This is a genomic window from Corynebacterium silvaticum (genome assembly GCF_002162115.2).
Classification (GTDB): domain Bacteria; phylum Actinomycetota; class Actinomycetes; order Mycobacteriales; family Mycobacteriaceae; genus Corynebacterium; species Corynebacterium silvaticum.
Genome location: NZ_CP021417.2, coordinates 70,305 through 86,108, shown reverse-complemented (window position 1 = coordinate 86,108; position 15,804 = coordinate 70,305). Strand labels below are relative to the sequence as shown.

Here is a 15,804-nt window from a genome sequence, read left to right as displayed (position 1 = left end):
CAGTTAGACGCTCGCGTTCAGGGCCTTAATGGGAAGGCGCAATTTGCCCAGCATATCCAGGTCTTCTTCCATCGGACGGCCCAGCGTGGTCAGGTAATTGCCCACGATCACCGCATTGATGCCACCGAGCAAGCCTTGTTCAGTGCCCAAGTCTCCCAGGGTGAGTTCGCGTCCACCGGCGAAGCGGAGAATGGTCTTGGGCAGCGCAAGGCGGAATGCACCAATTGCGCGCAATGCATCTGGGGTTTCCATAACATCTAGGTCTGCAAAAGGAGTTCCCGGGCGTGGATCGAGGAAATTCATGGGGACTTCCGTGGGATTGAGTTCGGCCAGTTCGCAGGCAAATTCTGCGCGCTGTTCTAGCGTCTCACCCATGCCGATGATGCCGCCGGAGCAGACTTCCATGCCGGTCTCCCCGATCATGCGCAGGGTTTCACGGCGCGATTCCCATGAATGGGTGGTGACAACGTTGGGGAAGTACGAGCGCGCAGTTTCGAGGTTGTGGTTGTAGCGGTGCACGCCCGCTGCTTTGAGTCGGTCGACTTGCTCCTGGGTAAGGATGCCTATCGACGCCGCCACCTCGATGTCTACCTCAGATTTAATGGCAGCTACGGCCTCTTCCAACTGGCTCATGAGGCGCTCATCGGGACCTTTTACCGCAGCAACAATGCAGAATTCGGTAGCGCCGGACTTTTGTGTTTGCTTTGCAGCTTCCACGAGTCCCGCGATGTCGAGCCATGCGGAACGAACGGGGGATTCAAAAAGGCCCGACTGGGAGCAGAAGTGGCAATCTTCAGGGCAGCCGCCCGTCTTCAGAGAGATAATGCCTTCTACCTCAACCTCTTCCCCACACCACTTGAGGCGCACCTCGTGCGCGAGTGCAAGGAGTTCGGGGATTCTGTCTTCTTCCAGCGTGAGTACTTGGAGGACCTCCTCCTTATTCAGGCCGTTGCCTTCCTCAAGAACCTTGGTCCGGGCAAGTTCCAGAATGTCAGTCATGGGGTTTCCTCCTCGGCGTCAGCACCCGCGAGCGCTGTGTGCGTGCATTCATCGTCGTGCGAGATGTGGTGGCACAAGGCCAACACACATCACTTGATCAACGTTCAAGAATCCTAGCCACATCTCCTGAACACTGTTTAAATTTCCACACACATTTCACCCACAAGACCCCTAATTCACCCCTTTCACCCCCGAATCAGCCTATGCTGGGGCGCATGACGCTCTACTCGGACACGCTTTCATTGCTTACCCGCATGGTGCAGAACGCCTGCGTCAACGACCTCACCTCCGATTCAGGCCAAGAAGTCCGAAATGCCGACACCCTAGAGGAATTCTTTGCCGGCGAGGCCGTCGCCATCGACCGCTACGAGCCTCATCCAGGCCGGGTAACCATTGTGGTCACGGTCCCAGGCAGCGACCCCACCGCTGAGCCGCTCACCCTGCTAGGACACACAGACGTGGTGCCCGTGGATGAGAAGAAATGGACCAAGCCTCCCTTTGAAGCGCTCATAGAAGACGGAAAAATATACGGCCGTGGCACCGTAGACATGCTCTTTATTACCGCCACAATGGCAGCCGTGACCCGCGAAGTAGCGCGGAAAAAATCCAATCGAGGCACCCTTTACTTTGTAGGAATCGCAGATGAAGAGGCTCGTGGCGGTTTAGGCGCCCAGTGGCTCCGCGAACACCACTCAGACGCGTTCAGCTGGAAAAACTGTGTGTCGGAGACCGGCGGCTCCCATCTTCCCGGCGCAGACGGTTCCGACTCCGTGATCATCTATGTCGGTGAAAAAGGCGCTGCTCAACGCCGGCTCCACGTCCACGGCGACGCCGGCCATGGTTCGGCGCCGTTCCACAAGGACAGCGCCATTGCAAAAATCGGCGAGGTGGCGCGTCGTATAGCTAGCATCCAACCATCAGTGCACAGCGATGACACGTGGCACGGCTTTGTACGCGCGTTCCGCTTTGACCCCGCCACGGAGCGCAAGCTTCTCGACGGCCACCCCGATTCCTACGAATCCCTCGGCGAACTCGCAGCCTTTGGCGATGCCATCTCCCATCTCACCATCGCCCAAACAGTCCTCCGCGCCGGCCAAGCCATCAACGTTCTGCCCAGCCACGCATGGCTAGAAATGGACATCCGAACCCTCCCCGGACAATCGGACGACTACGTTGACCAGCTACTAAACCAAGCTTTAGCCGATGTAGCACCCGAGGTCACCATCGAGCGTCTCATCAGGGAGGAGGCCACCGTCTCCCCCACCGACTCGCCACTCTATAACGCCATGAGCGATACACTGCTGGAGTTCTTCCCCGAGTCCACCGTGGTCCCCATGATCGCACCCGGAGGCTCTGACCTTCGCTTTGCCCGGCGCGCAGGCGGGGTCGGCTACGGCTTTGCCGTACACGCCAAACAGCGCACGTTAGGACATGCGCATGCACAGCTTCATTCCCATGACGAGTTTCTTTACCTAGAGGACCTGGAGCTCACAGTTGCCGGCTATCAGCGACTCGTAACGCGATTCCTAGAGTACCCCTGACCCCGAGCCGATCCCGCCCCCAAATCCGCAGGTTGTATTACCCTTAAATGTGATAACTGCCCCTCAATACAAGGAGAATCTCATGGACATCCTCAACAAGGCTAAAGAACTGCTGGATCAAAACGCCGACAAGGTAAAGGACGCAGTAGAAAAAGTTGGCGATCTTGTCGACGAGAAAACCGACGGCAAGTTTGCAGACAAAGTCGACCAGGTCCAAGAGGCCGTCAAGAAGAAATTGGACGAAAAGTAATTTCTTCTCTCCCCCCTGCCTTGCCTGCGACACTACGCAGCTCGGCAGGGGTTTACTTTTATTGCTGGCACGAGGGTGCGCCGTATAAAGATCACCAAGCGAATCAAAGCGCTTAACCGACCAAAATTCGGTTACTCCCGGACTGCTCGGAGCTAAATCAGTATGATGGCTCATAGAGTCCGCTATAGGTCACGCTTATAGCCAAACAGCAAAACTCCGCAGTCTACTTTTTAATAGCAGGAACAGGAAATTAGCGTATAACACAGCAAATGCTCATATAATCCTTAAACAGACATTATTCATTTCACGTCACCCAAGCGGCAGAGCGCCAACGGAAGCAGCAACTATGATCAAATTTATCGACGTCAGCAAGAGTTACGCTAACCCCCGCAAAGAAAAAGGTGACAAGAAAAATAAGACACAAGTAAGCGCAGCATCAGGGAAGCAAGCACCAACAGAAAATGCTGTGAACAACTTCAACCTTGTCATTCCTGAAAATCAAACCACCGTTTTTGTTGGTTCCTCCGGCTGTGGAAAGACCACTCTCCTGAGGATGATTAACCGCATGGTTGAGCCCACGTCCGGTGAGGTTCGCGTACGCGGCCACAACGTGGCCGATGTCAATCCCGTGGAACTTCGCAGGTCCATCGGATACGTCATTCAAAGCGGTGGAGTCCTCCCCCACCGCAAAGTGCTGGATAATGTGACAACGGTTCCTTTGCTTAACCGTGAACCCAAAGAAGAAGCTATTCGACGCGCCCGGCTGGCCTTAGAAACGGTAGAGCTCGACCCCAGTTTTGAAAATCGCTATCCAGGTGAGCTTTCCGGCGGACAGCAGCAGCGCGTTGGTGTTGCCCGCGCGCTTGCCGCAGACCCGGACATTCTGTTGATGGATGAGCCTTTTGGCGCGGTCGACCCGATCGTGCGGCGAGCGCTACAGCAACAGCTCATTGAGTTGCAGGCCCGTCTACATAAAACCGTGGTGGTGGTGACCCATGACGTCGATGAGGCCTTTCTCCTAGGCGATAACATCGTGGTGCTGGAAAAAGGCGGAAAAATTGCCCAAGCTGGCACGCCTACGGAAATTTTCGCACAGCCAGCCAATGATTTTGTCGCCCAGTTCATGGGCACAAATCGAGCAGATAGAGACTTGCACACCGCGGTTATCGGCGGTTCCCGGGTTGTGGTGGATAAACAAGGTCGCCCAATCGGTCGCTTAGGTGCAGACTCATGAGGTGGCTGCGTCACGCGTGGCCATATGTGCTGGATATGACGGCCGCCCATCTCCTGCTCAGCGTTCCGGCAATCCTGATTAGTATTGCGGTCTCCATCCCCATCGGCATGTTCGCTGCCCGCAGCCCGCGCGTAGGCAACCTGGTGGTATCCGCGGCGTCCTTGGCCTATACAATCCCGGCTCTTCCCATGCTGATATTGGTTCCTTTCATCGTGGGGGTTCCGCTGCGGTCAGATACCAACGTCATTATCGCGCTATGCATTTATGGGGTGGCACTCCTTGCGCGTACTGCAACAGATGCCTTCCGTTCCATACCTGAGGACGTGCGTATGTCCGCATCTGCCCAGGGAATGAGCGCGCCTCAAATCGCCGTAAAAGTGGATCTGCCGCTTGCTATTCCGGTATTAATTTCCGGAATCCGTGTGCTTGGCGTCTCCACCATCGGCCTCGTAACCATCGGAGCATTGATAGGCGTATCAAGCCTAGGAACGCTGTTTACCGACGGCTTTCAGCGCAACATCATTGCTGAGGTACTCACTGGCATCGTTGCTGTAGTCATCCTGGCTGTGCTTTTCGACGTCCTCTGCCTCATCCTTCAACGCGTACTCGCACCTTGGTCGATGATAAAGAAATGAGCTGGTTTTCCGATCTCTTCGCCCTGCTCACTATTGCTTCCCAGTGGTGGGGACCCACCGGCTATCTTGCCCGAATTGGCGAACATGCGGGCATCAGCCTGGCTTCCGTAGCCATTGCTGCTGCTTTTGCCATCCCAGCCGGCGTAGCTATTGGCCATACCGGACGCGGTTCTGCGGTTATCGGCGCTGTCAGTGGTGCTGCGCGCGCACTACCTACGCTTGGTCTGCTCACAATCTTTGGCCTTGCTTTGGGCATCGGACTGAGTGCACCGCTCATAGCTCTCGTGATACTCGCTATCCCCTCATTGCTGGCCGGGGCTTATGCGGGAGTCGCCAGCGTAGACCGCGACACTGTAGATGCCGCCCGCGCTATGGGATATACCGAGTGGCAGATTATTAAAAACGTGGAGCTACCGTTAGGCGCTTCCGTGCTCGTGGGCGGCATACGCTCAGCAACCTTGCAGGTCACAGCCACAGCCACTCTTGCGGCTTATACGTCAGACATAGGGCTCGGACGATTCATCTTCCACGGACTCAAAGCGCGCGATTACATAGAAATGCTTGCAGGTTCCGTTTTGGTTATCCTATTGGCCCTGGTTCTTGATCAGATACTCTCCACTGTTCAGCGAACTACTGGAGCGCACAGCGCGACTTCATAATTTACCAATCGCGCATGGCTCGCCGAACCGTAGTCCGGTATGTGCCTCGTCGTTGCACAGGGCGCCCCGGCACCTGACCAGAAGAGTATTTACGGCTAACGGCGGGGCGTGACCCCTCGCCACCAAGACCACCAGCGTCATAAGCTGGGTCTAAAATCAGGCGTACTTTATTGCTCAGTTTTCCCCAGCGGTCATAGAAAATCAGGGTTTGTTTGTACAAATCCCCTTTTCCTATGTCCGGGTTTTCTGCTTCAATGCACACATAACGGTCTGGAGTTCTGCTAACGGAACTTGTTCGAGGGTACGAGGCCCTAGTGAGCGCACCACTACCTCAGCCTTATCGCGTGGGCGAAGCACCATAGCTTCAGTATTCACCCGAGTAAAGGATATATCGGCCACTATGTCGCCAGAATTGAGTGCTTGTTCTACTGCGAGCATGAGACGTTCACGGATTCGTCGGCCTAGTTTTTGGTTCGAGGCGCGGCAGTACGCTACAAAAAGTCGAGAACCCAATACCGGCCCCTCGACATTGATGATCGCTTTCACACCAGCAATGATTTCCTCATCACTGCCAGACGCGACGGATGCCACTTCTCCCTCGAACGCCTCGTAAGGCAGAAACTCCATAACGCTTTCCACTCCTTTAGCTCTTTTTTGACTTTCCCACAAACACGCCAAAAAGGTAGAAAATGTGCTACTTAAGGAAAAGTTCCGGCGTTTTTTACCCCTTTGGTTGGTAAAATTCACCGCACACAGAAAAACACACACGGAGATAAATAAACCGGGAGAGCGCCCATACATATGAACATCTCTCCCGATTTTTAAGCCTCAGCGTTACCCGAAGGTGAGCGAGTACGCTGTCACGCCCGGTTCGAGTTCCAGGGTGATGATGCCGTCGAGAGGCTTATCAGCGTCATAAATGTCTATCGTGCCATCGGACACGTCGAAAGTTTTACTGCTGCCATCGGGGAAAGTAGCTTTCACTTTTCCTTGCCCTGATACCACGAGCTGGACCTTAGCCGCATGCACGTTGATGGACAGTTTTGCATCCTTCACAGGGACAATGTGATCGCTTTTCACGTCCCACTTACCGCTGAGCGAGTATTGCCCCGTCCTAGGATCTTTATATGTAAAGTCACGTTCTCCTAGGCCGTAATTGTTGTTGTTAAAGAAGCGGGCCCGCTCAGCACCCAGATAGGTCTCCGGATTACGCTGCTCCGTGAGCTTAGAATCGGTTCCGCCACCTGTTTCAATCGGGTCAGGCAGCTGAACATTGGGGTTGGCCTGTTTGAGTAGCTGGCGCACAAGCTGCTCGGTCTCCGCATAAGCGCCTTCTCCCTCATGGATATAGCGCACATTGCCCTCAGCATCAATCAAATACCGCGCTGGCCAGTATCGGTTGTTGAACTTCTTCCAGGTAACAAAGTCATTGTCCTGTGCCACTGGATAGTTGATTCCCTCGCGTTTTGCCGCTGCGCGCACGTTGGCAGCCTCATGCTCAAAGCCGTATTCGGGTGCGTGCACGCCTACTACCTGCAGTCCCGCGTCCTTATATGCGTCATACAGCTTGGTGATGTGCTCGCCGGCGCGTTGGCAGTTAATGCAGGCATAGGCCCAGAAATCAACCAACGTCACTGTACCTTCGTGCGTTCCCACCGGCTTGTCCGTATTAAACCACCCGGTCAGGCCCTCAAATTCCGGTGCCGATCCACAGTCATGCAGGGTGCCTTTATCAGCCCTACGGCAGGAATCTAGGTTGCCATTTCCGCTATTAAGAGCGTTCTGAATAGCCTCATTATCGCTCAGTCGTTCCTGCACACCGGCAGTCCAGTCAGGAAGGCTGCGCTGCAGCTTCTCGGGAACGTTCAACGCCAGTGCCAGGGCCAACGCCAAGATAATCGCGCCGACGATGCCCCGATGCTTCCGGACGGCGTCGATACGCTCACCCATCTTGTTGCCGGCGAGGGCGAAGATGAGCAGCGGAAGGCTCGCGCCGATGGCAAACGCGACGGTCAGGATCACCGTAGAAAGTCCAATATCGCCAGTTGCACCAGCAACCGTAATAGCGGCAAGGATCGGTCCCGCGCACGGAACGTATACAGCGCCCAGCGCTAGGCCGATGGCAAAGCCGCCTTTATTACGCGCTTTGACCTGCAGCGACGTTGGACGCGGGATGCGGTTAAATGGTGCTTCAATCCACTCGCCAAGCTTAGGCACAATCATGCCTACGCCCACCAGGACCAGCAATGCGATACCGCCCCATCGCAGCACATCCTTAGGCAGTCCCAGCGCACCAAGGATCAAAGTGCCCACCAATGTAATAGTGGCAAAGCTAAGCGCAAGGCCGGAGATCACATGGGTGGGTTTACGGTCTACGGAAACCGCCAAAACAACCGGAAGGACCGGGAGAATACACGGAGATATACCGGTGACAATGCCACCGATAAGCCCGATCAAAACAAGTTCAAGCATGTGCGTTCCTTTTATGTGCTTTTATGTTTCAGCTTTAACAATCTTGTGGGAGCACGGCGCTTTCTGGATGCAACCATGCGCGGCGGCTCCCTGCACACTCACGACGCAACAACGATGGCGCGGTGTGCGAGCCGTCACTAAGAAGTACGGAACATAAGAAACTTTCAGATTGGATAAAGGTAATTGTGCAGGTAGGAGCGCTGAAAACGCCACTACATCCATGCACCTCACAGTTATTTTTATTTTTCCCAATCCATCGCACACAGCGGCTCCGAAGTATTCAATAAGCGCGGAAAGTAGGCCGCGCACCTACATCAGAACTCAGTCTTATATAAGGAGCTGACCCCTATGAAGAACACCACGATCCGCAAGGCACTTATCATCGGCGCATTCTCTGTAGCTGCCCTCGGACTCACAGCCTGCGGAGATGACCCAGCCCCAGCCAGCCAGACGTCCACGAGCGAGTCTTCCCAGCCCTCCGACGTAATGTCTAAGGACGCGATGACCAAAGATGCCATGCCCAAGGACGCGATGGATCGCATGGAGCACAAAGAAGGAATGGACGGCAAAGACCACATGGACCGCATGGAACATACGGAGCCCAGCGCCGCCATGAAGCACTAAATCCCGCCCTTCTTATGCCTATCTTGCGACCACAGCCTTAACACCTCACTAATAGTTCATGATTTCCACCCTTTCCGTTGTAGAGTTACCGGTCATGGACCCCGATAACCTGCTTGTTGCCAGCGCCCACGGCGACCAGCGGGCATTCGCCGCCCTGTATGACCTACTGGCCCCACAAATGTTGGGTTTAGCCGCGCAGATCATTTACGACCGCGCACAGGCCGAGGAAGTCATCCAAGAGGTATTCATTGAGCTGTGGCGCAGCGCTAAAAGTTACGACCCAGCCAAGGGCGGTGCCCGTTCCTGGGCGCTACGACTCACACGCTTGCGCGCAATCGATCGCTTGCGTACCGACGTAGCCACCAAACAGCGCGACAACAAAGACTTCCTAGAGCAGACCACAACGTGGCACGCAGCCGAGGAAGAAGCAGTGGAATCGCTGGAATCACAGCGAGTTCGCAAGCTTGTCGACGCCATCGGCGAACCACACCGCACCGCCGTCATGCTGGCTTATTTCTCCGGTCTCACTCACCCAGAGATCGCCCAGGCCACCAGCGTTCCCCTTGGGACCGCCAAAACCCGGGTCAGAGATGGACTTAAAAAACTTCGCTCAGCGATGAGCCTCATGCAAGGAGGTGCACAATGACCTCCACAGGTCACAGCGAGCCTTTCGACGACTTCCCACACGATGTCGAAGACCTGTTGGCGCAGGCACCTGCACCACTAACCCCCTCAGCCCAGTTACGAGACAACATCCTCGAGGCCATTGCCGATACTCCCCAAGAGGAACCAGAGGCAACGCATACATCGCCGGTCGGTGTCCTATCTGAGCCTATTGCGGATGTTATTCAGCTATCTGCGCGCCGTAAGTTGACGCGCGGGTTTCTTGCCGTGGCGGCGTCGATAGCCGTCATCGCTGGTGGCTTTGCATTCTGGCCGCAAGTAGATCCGCATGCAGAAATGCACAGCATCCTCGCGGCTTCCGACGTACGCCAGGCCAGCACTCATGCCATGGGCGCATCCCTGGATATTGTTGTGTCCTCGTCAATGAATGAGGGCGGTGCCCTTGTTGATGGCGCACCCAAGCTCAGCGAAGGCATGGGTGCACAGGTATGGGCAGTAATGGCAGACGGCTCCACAAAATCTGCCGGCGTTATCGGACCCGAAGATCACGATGGAGTATGGATGCCTTTACCAGGGGAAACCTCAAAGGTGATGATTACCGAGGAACCCCTCAAGGGTAGCTCTCAGCCGCAGGGCACAGTCCTTGCCGTAGTCGATGTGTAAGTGACTGCCGTGGGCAGTGTGAGGGGCTAACTGGTGCAGTAGTATTCGGTTAGCCCCTGCACCCCATTGACAGATATGATTTGCAACACTTACTTTTAATGGTGTCCTGACTCACATTAAAAGGAACGCAATGTTCACTTTCAAACAATCCCCAACAATCAAAGCTCTAGGGGGATCCACGCCTTCGCGCATCCAAGTACGAGAAGCCGTAGTTGAAAGAAACATTTCGGTATACCCTCGGCCAGGGACACCATAACGTGCCCACGATTTTTCCAGGCGACGGCAAGGAACTAGGTTCCGTCTATGCCCTTGCTGTTACCTACTTTTTCGTGGCCACCTGTGGGTCAATGACGTCGCTTGCTATTTCACTTCACTTTGTTTCGCGTGAAAGTGGCGAAGCACTGGTGGCCACAGTTCTCATCTCAGGGGCTTGTGCACAGGTATTTTTATCACCGCTCTCCACGCCTTTTTTGACAAAGTTAGTCCACTCACCGTCGCACAGACTGCCGCATTCATAGAATGTGTCGCTCTGGTACTTTTGTGTTTCTTCCCCGAACCAGTGTTCCTCATTGCTGGAAACGTTGTGGTGGCTACATTAAGTGGCTTGTCTATCCCAGCCTATTGTGTGATCGCGGAAGAATTCGCACCATCACACAATCAGGCGCGCGTATTTTCACTCCTTGACACTGCAGGGCTCAGTGGAAGCTTCGCAGGACCTGCACTGAGTGGCCTTCTTTTAGATTTTGGAACCCTAAGCACTGCACTGACCTACGAAGCTGCAGCCGTTGCAGGCTCATTCCTTGTGCTATGCATACTAGGTTTTCGCCTCCGCAAAAACTCTGCACAGACTAATAAATAGCACCAATACCAGCCGGAAACCGCTTAAAATCTTCCGCAGCATCCTTGAGGCCCCCGCACTGCTCCTTACTCAACCTCGCACGCGCCAAGCACTGACAAGCATCTGGACCGCCATCATTTTTACGTCCATCTACAACGTGTCTCTCGTCTTCTATGCCACAGAGACTCTCCAGGTGGGCGGACTTATGTACGCAATCGTGGCCCAATGCTTCATCGTGGGGCGCATTATTGGCGCACGTATTTCCGCACGCCTCACCGAGGCCAACGCGCTGCCCACCCTGGTTAAGGCTGGCGCTGCCATGGGTTTGTGCATCGCCATTCCGGGGTTCGTGCCGTCACTTTTTGTATGTATCCCATTCTTTGCGCTGGCCGGAGTCTGCAATGCTCTCCAGGTTGCCGCGCTCAGGATGGTCATTGTCGACAGTGTCCGACCAGCGATCAAGCCCAAAGCACTATCGACGATGGGCACGGTTAATAACTCAGCAATGCTCGTTGGCTATATCGTTGGCGCCCCGGTCGTCGCTAGCATCGGCCCCAGCTTGGCACTTGTTGTCGCCGGCCTCGGCACGATACTTTTTACAGTGCTACCGCCAACGTGGCGAGCGCTGCGCATCGCCACTCGCGGGAAGACCGTTACTTCCTCACCTTGGATAAAGAGGCATCTCTTCCTTCACAAAACAAAGTAAGAGCTGCAACCTACCTCGGGCAGAATAAGTACAATAAGCGGCTTTGAAAATAGCCCCTGATGCGAACACACTAAAAAGAATATTCAATTTATAGTTCTTTACTCCCCTCCCGCTTGGACACAATTCGATCTCCCGCAAATACTATTATCGAAAAAGCCACAATCCCCAATAAGAAACTAACTGTCAAAATGGCCTCAACCTTTTCGTTTCCCATAAAAATTAGAATCAAATTGAAAACACCGGCCAAACTGAAATAAATTGCCAGAAGGGTAAAGTATGGAGACATAGCTTCGTGTGCCACAATCCACGTCTCCTTTGATTTCAGCACATTAGGAGTAAGAATCCCAGGCAAAGACGTATATTCCCAGCGCTTATAGATTCCCTTCGGGGATTCTTTTGCAATAAAGAATATAAAAACACTCAACAAGGAGAAGGTAAAAATTGTAAATAGGGCTGAAGTAATCAAACTTTCACTCCTAAGATATTTTCAATTAATTATTACTTAAATCATTTTCCAACAGATAATTTTATAGAATTGAAACTATCCTAAGATGGCCTTAATTTCATCATTTCAAGATATAGACCTAGCACCCCTTCCATAATTACTGAAAAGCTCTCCAACCATCCCGCCCCAGCCCACAAAAAAGCCCCCTGCCAGTTGGTTCCTGATTTCTCAGTCCAACGAACAGGGGGATTTAGTGAGGATACGACCTATTTAGTGATCGTCCCAGTGGCCCTCGTGAAGGGCGTGGCGGTGTCCATCGTGGATGTAGTCCACGTGATCGCCGTGAGGAACAGCTACGTGTCCACATTCTGGGCCATGATGGTGATCGTGGTTCTCGTGAACATGGTGCTCGGTGGTCTCGCACTCATCCCAGTGGCCCTCATGCTCGCGGTGGAGGTGGCCGTCATGGACGTAATCAACGTGGTCGCCGTGAGGAACAGCTACGTGACCGCACTCAGGATCGTGAGCGTGGGTGTGCTCTGCGTGGGTTGCACAGGACATGGTGAACTCCTTTTCTCCAATAAGCGGCACCCGAAACTGTTGGCGTTTCAGCCCCGCTCCGTTATTTTCAACAAGATCTACAAACTGAAAATAACACCGATCTCAAAGATTTTCAACATGTTTCATTAATGGAAATGGCATCACTTAACCATCAGGCGCCAGCACCCCTTTTCCCCTGGTCAACAGACACCCCGACACCTACACTGGTGAGTTGTGCACCAGAAGATTGGGAACGTCGACAAGCTAGCTGCAGCCCTCGCCGCGCTACTGAGCAGCGTATATGTGGTGGGTTTCATTACCACGCCGACACTGCTCTCCGCCATCCTTATGTCCTGCTCCCTGGCATTTATCCCGGCTCTGCTCTTTTTGCACCACAATGTCCCCTGGATGGCAGCGCTCAACCTCGGAATCCTAGGTGTGTGGGCGTTAGTGTGCCTCATAGCTTTCCCCGCCAATCTCGGGGTTCCACCTCAGTTGATTGTCGCTCCCTGGGTGATATTTTCCGCAGCTCGCACCGAGTCTTCTCTTGTAGTTCGCAATGTATTCATCGCTTGCTTGGCAGGATCACTGCTGTCACCCGCTATGTGGAAAGTCGCAGATATCGGCAGGGTCGAATATCGAGGCCTAATAGATGCACCACTGATGCTGCTTGTTCATTGGCTTATTGCTCTTACCGCATTGCTTCTTGGGCGGGCAGTCAAAAGCCGTAAAGAGGCCCAGCTTGCGCAGGTTATGCGAGAGCGAGAACGGGAGCGAACCCTTATCGCCGCCGAGATTCACGATGTTCTCGCCCACTCGCTCACGCTCATCCGCATGCAAGCCACTGCAGGTATGGCCGTTCCCAGCACTGCTAACGACGCACTCACCACGATTCATTCCGTAGCTGGCGAAGGCATCGCTGAGGTTCGTTCCATCATCCATGCGCTCGGCAGTAACGGCATCTCTGCCCCGGAATCCGCCAACCTCGACGATCTTTTCCAGCGGTTTCGGGAACAGGGCCTAGAGATCACGGCATCTGTTGCCGATCTCTCCACCACCTCTCCCATCACCCAGCTTGCTGCTTATCGAATTATCACAGAGTCGCTCACCAATGCGCTCAAACATCAACGTCCCCCTATCAGCGCCGATGTCACCGCGAACACCGACCCGCGCGGCATCAGCATCACATGCACCACCCACGGCAACTCCGCATCCACGTCTACTCACGGGGGCTTTGGACTCGTCGGACTAAGCGAACGCTGCGCAGCCCTCGGGGGCACACTCACACACAACTTTGCTCACAAGCATGCGACGATAACCGCATGGCTCCCCAAGGAACAACCATGACCACACGCATTGTGCTTGCCGACGACCAACCTCTCCTCCTCAGCGCTCTTCAAACGATCATTGACGCACAAGAAGATTTTTGCGTGGTAGCAGCCACCTGCAGCGATGGAGTTCAAGCCGTAGCGACGCTGCGTTCAGACCCCACCATCGACATCGTCATCATGGATATTCGCATGCCGGTCATGGACGGAATCGAGGCTCTTACACAGATCCGCCAGGTTGCCCCTGAAGCGCGCGTCATCATGCTGACAACCTTTAACGTTGGAGATTACGTAGACCGAGCTTTGTTTGCCGGCGCCCATGGTTTTCTTTTAAAGGATGCCGAACCCGACGAGCTGATCAGGGCAATCCGCACCGTCGCGCGTGGAGAATCCATTCTCAGCGCCGGCGTCACAGACCATGTGCTCGACATGTGGAGATCCCAGCTAAACGGTCTTTCGCCGGCCATCCCGGCCGAACAAAAGCAAGGCCTGAGCCTTCTCACTCCCAGAGAACGTGAAGTCTTCCAGCTGGTGGCGCGGGGAATGAACAACTCAGAGATAGACAGCGCGCTTGTGGTCTCAGAGACAACAATTAAAAGTCACGTTTCTTCGCTCCTTGCCAAGCTACATTGCCGCGATCGGGTGGGCTTGGTTGTACTTGCAGGTAGAATGTAAAAAGACTCCCAGTAAAACCCTGCGAGCACGCTTGTCCCCCCTTCGTTGTTAGGAGAGATGTCCGTGGTTTCATATTTCATTCTCGTGGTAGGTCTCTTACTCATTGCTGGGCTAAATTATGGACTCAACAAAGCAACCACGTCCGGATCTCTTGTTCGCAATAATCTCATCGGAATCAGAACATACGCCACGCTATCCTCCGATGCCGCATGGGTTACCGGCCATAAAGCAGCCATGCCGTATGTCCGATACAGCGCATATGTCGGCGTCCTGGGAGCCGTGGTTTCGCTCGTGGCGCTGTACCTTGTTACCCGCGACGGCACCATCTCTCACAACGCTGTATACGCACTTCCCATCACGTTTTTCACTGTCCAGCTGCTCCTGCTCATAGTTGCCTCGATAAAGGCTAATGCCGCTGCTCAAACAGTCCAGGAATAACAGCTCGCCGAGCCACGCACACAGCACGTCGGGCCACACCATGCACACACGTCTCCTACTGCAGTAGGAGACGCCTTTGGTTCCACAGGAGGGAGCTTTACGCTCTTTGATAACCGACGATAAACAGTATGGAATCTTCGGGGAGCCTTTGCGTAAAGAACACCTGGCCAGCATCGGAGCCAGCATCAACGGGCCAGCACTTTATAGCCACCTCACTGCCCGTGAAAATCTTCAAGTTCACAGCTCTTTGCTTGGCCTACCCTCTTTAGAAATAGACCGGGTGCTCTCCATAGTCGGATTATCGGATACTGGAAGGAAGAAAACCCGCACATTCTCTACCGGAATGAAGGCCCGTCTGGCACTGGCTATTGCGTTACTTGGCAACCCCCGCATTTTGCTTCTCGACGAGCCCCAGAACGGCCTCGACCCACAAGGCATCGCAGATCTGCGTACCTTTTTACAACGGTGGGCTGCTGAGGGAAACACCGTCATAGTCAGCTCTCACCAACTCGGAGAGATCGCGCGCCTGGCACACGACATCACAGTGATCAAGCATGGAACAACTCTCTTCTCTGGACCTGCGGCAACGCTCGCTAACCATGGCGACCTTGAGAAAGCGTTCTTCCAGCTCACCGGGGAAAAGGGAGAACACTGATGCAGCTACTGTGGAACTCATATATAAAAGCGGAAGCGATCAAGGCCCGACGAACATCTTTGGTTTATCTTCCTGTTGTCGGTCTCTTCCTTGCACTGATGAACATCACCCTTTCGCAGTTAGCCAGAGGACAAGGGTTTCAAAGCACACCGTTCGCCTGGCAATCTCTCTATATCACCGGTATTTCGGCGCCCATTCTGGCTCTTATTGCTACCCTTCCAGAGCGGCGAGAGGTGCTTGCCCAGGATGGCGGAATTCCTATCCATGCAGTCTCGATGCAACGATTACGCCTGGCTCGCTTCCTCCTCGTATGCATCTCCTCGTTAGCTTTACAGCTCCTGCTTTTTGTCCCCATGATTCCGGTTGGGGCACCACCGCTCGTAGCATTCCTCGCCATCCTCTCTTTGTTTGGATCGGATCTCTCCTCGGCCCCCTCGGGCTTTTTAGCGCTCTCGGTAGAGTCATAGGACTTATCCCC

19 protein-coding genes and 1 pseudogene are annotated in these 15,804 nt (G+C 54.2%); 15 read left to right on the top strand and 5 right to left on the bottom strand.

All coding sequences use genetic code 11. The features are described from left to right. Positions 1-3: 3 nt before the first annotated feature. Positions 4-999: a biotin synthase BioB gene (gene bioB / locus CBE74_RS07670; protein ID WP_087453120.1), complete on the bottom strand. Its 996-nt coding sequence runs from the start codon at positions 997-999 to the stop codon at positions 4-6. A gap of 203 nt (positions 1,000-1,202) precedes the next feature. On the opposite strand from bioB, the gene CBE74_RS07660 reads away from it, so the two are divergent. The 5 genes from CBE74_RS07660 (at position 1,203) to CBE74_RS07000 (ending at position 5,318) form a co-directional block, all read left to right on the top strand. After that, complete coding sequence (locus CBE74_RS07660) at positions 1,203-2,540, top strand: M20/M25/M40 family metallo-hydrolase (protein WP_087453119.1); 1,338 nt, start codon at positions 1,203-1,205, stop codon at positions 2,538-2,540. Between the two features lie 82 nt (positions 2,541-2,622). Further along, on the top strand, positions 2,623-2,790 hold the full coding sequence (locus tag CBE74_RS07645) for an antitoxin (protein ID WP_013240920.1): 168 nt from the start codon (positions 2,623-2,625) through the stop codon (positions 2,788-2,790). A gap of 346 nt (positions 2,791-3,136) precedes the next feature. Then, positions 3,137-4,024, top strand: a complete 888-nt coding sequence (locus CBE74_RS07635) for an ABC transporter ATP-binding protein (RefSeq protein ID WP_087453118.1) — start codon at positions 3,137-3,139, stop codon at positions 4,022-4,024. Further along, positions 4,021-4,659, top strand: a complete 639-nt coding sequence (locus tag CBE74_RS07290; protein WP_087453117.1) for an ABC transporter permease — start codon at positions 4,021-4,023, stop codon at positions 4,657-4,659. Before CBE74_RS07635 ends, CBE74_RS07290 begins: the two co-directional genes overlap by 4 nt. Continuing rightward, complete coding sequence (locus tag CBE74_RS07000) at positions 4,656-5,318, top strand: ABC transporter permease (RefSeq protein WP_087453116.1); 663 nt, start codon at positions 4,656-4,658, stop codon at positions 5,316-5,318. Before CBE74_RS07290 ends, CBE74_RS07000 begins: the two co-directional genes overlap by 4 nt. A gap of 1 nt (position 5,319) precedes the next feature. On the opposite strand, the pseudogene CBE74_RS24525 reads toward CBE74_RS07000, so the two are convergent. Then, positions 5,320-5,945, bottom strand: a pseudogene (locus tag CBE74_RS24525) (hypothetical protein). A 207-nt stretch (positions 5,946-6,152) separates the two neighbouring features. After that, positions 6,153-7,790 carry a cytochrome c biogenesis protein DipZ gene (locus CBE74_RS06135; protein WP_087453114.1) on the bottom strand — a complete coding sequence of 546 codons (1,638 nt, stop codon included), beginning with the start codon at positions 7,788-7,790 and terminating at the stop codon, positions 6,153-6,155. Between the two features lie 348 nt (positions 7,791-8,138). Here CBE74_RS06135 and CBE74_RS06090 point away from each other — a divergent pair, with 348 nt between their 5' ends. The 5 genes from CBE74_RS06090 to CBE74_RS24715 all read left to right on the top strand — a co-directional run bounded on the left by CBE74_RS06090 (position 8,139) and on the right by CBE74_RS24715 (position 11,245). Continuing rightward, the gene (locus tag CBE74_RS06090) at positions 8,139-8,414 is read left to right on the top strand and encodes a hypothetical protein (protein WP_087453113.1); all 276 of its coding nucleotides are present in this window, start codon (positions 8,139-8,141) and stop codon (positions 8,412-8,414) included. A 58-nt stretch (positions 8,415-8,472) separates the two neighbouring features. Then, on the top strand, positions 8,473-9,060 hold the full coding sequence (locus tag CBE74_RS06085; protein ID WP_087453112.1) for a sigma-70 family RNA polymerase sigma factor: 588 nt from the start codon (positions 8,473-8,475) through the stop codon (positions 9,058-9,060). After that, on the top strand, positions 9,057-9,701 hold the full coding sequence (locus CBE74_RS06080; RefSeq protein WP_087453111.1) for an anti-sigma factor: 645 nt from the start codon (positions 9,057-9,059) through the stop codon (positions 9,699-9,701). The genes CBE74_RS06085 and CBE74_RS06080 overlap by 4 nt, the downstream gene beginning before the upstream one ends. 430 nt (positions 9,702-10,131) lie before the next feature. Continuing rightward, positions 10,132-10,560, top strand: coding sequence for an MFS transporter (locus tag CBE74_RS24720; protein ID WP_225870203.1), 429 nt, complete (start codon positions 10,132-10,134; stop codon positions 10,558-10,560). Positions 10,561-10,696: 136 nt separating this feature from the next. Then, positions 10,697-11,245, top strand: coding sequence for an MFS transporter (locus tag CBE74_RS24715; protein WP_225870204.1), 549 nt, complete (start codon positions 10,697-10,699; stop codon positions 11,243-11,245). A gap of 88 nt (positions 11,246-11,333) precedes the next feature. Here CBE74_RS24715 and CBE74_RS05945 read toward each other — a convergent pair whose 3' ends face one another. After that, entirely contained in the window at positions 11,334-11,711 is a 378-nt protein-coding gene (locus CBE74_RS05945) for an SdpI family protein (RefSeq protein WP_087453110.1), read from the bottom strand. Between the two features lie 249 nt (positions 11,712-11,960). Beyond that, positions 11,961-12,251 (bottom strand): hypothetical protein, encoded by a 291-nt coding sequence (locus CBE74_RS05940; RefSeq protein ID WP_087453109.1) that lies wholly within the window; start codon positions 12,249-12,251, stop codon positions 11,961-11,963. Positions 12,252-12,464: 213 nt separating this feature from the next. On the opposite strand from CBE74_RS05940, the gene CBE74_RS05870 reads away from it, so the two are divergent. From CBE74_RS05870 to CBE74_RS05465, 5 genes are all read left to right on the top strand, one after another. Then, positions 12,465-13,577 (top strand): sensor histidine kinase, encoded by a 1,113-nt coding sequence (locus CBE74_RS05870; protein ID WP_087453108.1) that lies wholly within the window; start codon positions 12,465-12,467, stop codon positions 13,575-13,577. Beyond that, on the top strand, positions 13,574-14,233 hold the full coding sequence (locus CBE74_RS05770; protein WP_087453107.1) for a response regulator: 660 nt from the start codon (positions 13,574-13,576) through the stop codon (positions 14,231-14,233). Before CBE74_RS05870 ends, CBE74_RS05770 begins: the two co-directional genes overlap by 4 nt. Before the next feature lie 57 nt (positions 14,234-14,290). Then, complete coding sequence (locus CBE74_RS05765; RefSeq protein ID WP_216605418.1) at positions 14,291-14,671, top strand: SdpI family protein; 381 nt, start codon at positions 14,291-14,293, stop codon at positions 14,669-14,671. Between the two features lie 106 nt (positions 14,672-14,777). Further along, complete coding sequence (locus CBE74_RS05610; protein WP_225870228.1) at positions 14,778-15,326, top strand: ATP-binding cassette domain-containing protein; 549 nt, start codon at positions 14,778-14,780, stop codon at positions 15,324-15,326. Then, a complete protein-coding gene (locus tag CBE74_RS05465; protein ID WP_259484353.1) occupies positions 15,326-15,793 on the top strand; it encodes a hypothetical protein in 468 nt (155 codons plus the stop codon). The genes CBE74_RS05610 and CBE74_RS05465 overlap by 1 nt, the downstream gene beginning before the upstream one ends. Positions 15,794-15,804: the final 11 nt, after the last annotated feature.

Coding starts and splice junctions, on each gene's coding strand:
- CBE74_RS05765 (WP_216605418.1), top strand. CDS start 14,291: ATGTCCGTGGTTTCATATTTCATTCTCGTGGTAGGTCTCTTACTCATT.
- CBE74_RS07635 (WP_087453118.1), top strand. CDS start 3,137: ATGATCAAATTTATCGACGTCAGCAAGAGTTACGCTAACCCCCGCAAA.
- CBE74_RS07645 (WP_013240920.1), top strand. CDS start 2,623: ATGGACATCCTCAACAAGGCTAAAGAACTGCTGGATCAAAACGCCGAC.
- CBE74_RS05465 (WP_259484353.1), top strand. CDS start 15,326: ATGCAGCTACTGTGGAACTCATATATAAAAGCGGAAGCGATCAAGGCC.
- CBE74_RS05770 (WP_087453107.1), top strand. CDS start 13,574: ATGACCACACGCATTGTGCTTGCCGACGACCAACCTCTCCTCCTCAGC.
- CBE74_RS07660 (WP_087453119.1), top strand. CDS start 1,203: ATGCTGGGGCGCATGACGCTCTACTCGGACACGCTTTCATTGCTTACC.
- CBE74_RS06090 (WP_087453113.1), top strand. CDS start 8,139: ATGAAGAACACCACGATCCGCAAGGCACTTATCATCGGCGCATTCTCT.
- CBE74_RS06135 (WP_087453114.1), bottom strand. CDS start 7,790: ATGCTTGAACTTGTTTTGATCGGGCTTATCGGTGGCATTGTCACCGGT.
- CBE74_RS05940 (WP_087453109.1), bottom strand. CDS start 12,251: ATGTCCTGTGCAACCCACGCAGAGCACACCCACGCTCACGATCCTGAG.
- CBE74_RS07000 (WP_087453116.1), top strand. CDS start 4,656: ATGAGCTGGTTTTCCGATCTCTTCGCCCTGCTCACTATTGCTTCCCAG.
- CBE74_RS06085 (WP_087453112.1), top strand. CDS start 8,473: ATGATTTCCACCCTTTCCGTTGTAGAGTTACCGGTCATGGACCCCGAT.
- CBE74_RS06080 (WP_087453111.1), top strand. CDS start 9,057: ATGACCTCCACAGGTCACAGCGAGCCTTTCGACGACTTCCCACACGAT.
- bioB (WP_087453120.1), bottom strand. CDS start 999: ATGACTGACATTCTGGAACTTGCCCGGACCAAGGTTCTTGAGGAAGGC.
- CBE74_RS07290 (WP_087453117.1), top strand. CDS start 4,021: ATGAGGTGGCTGCGTCACGCGTGGCCATATGTGCTGGATATGACGGCC.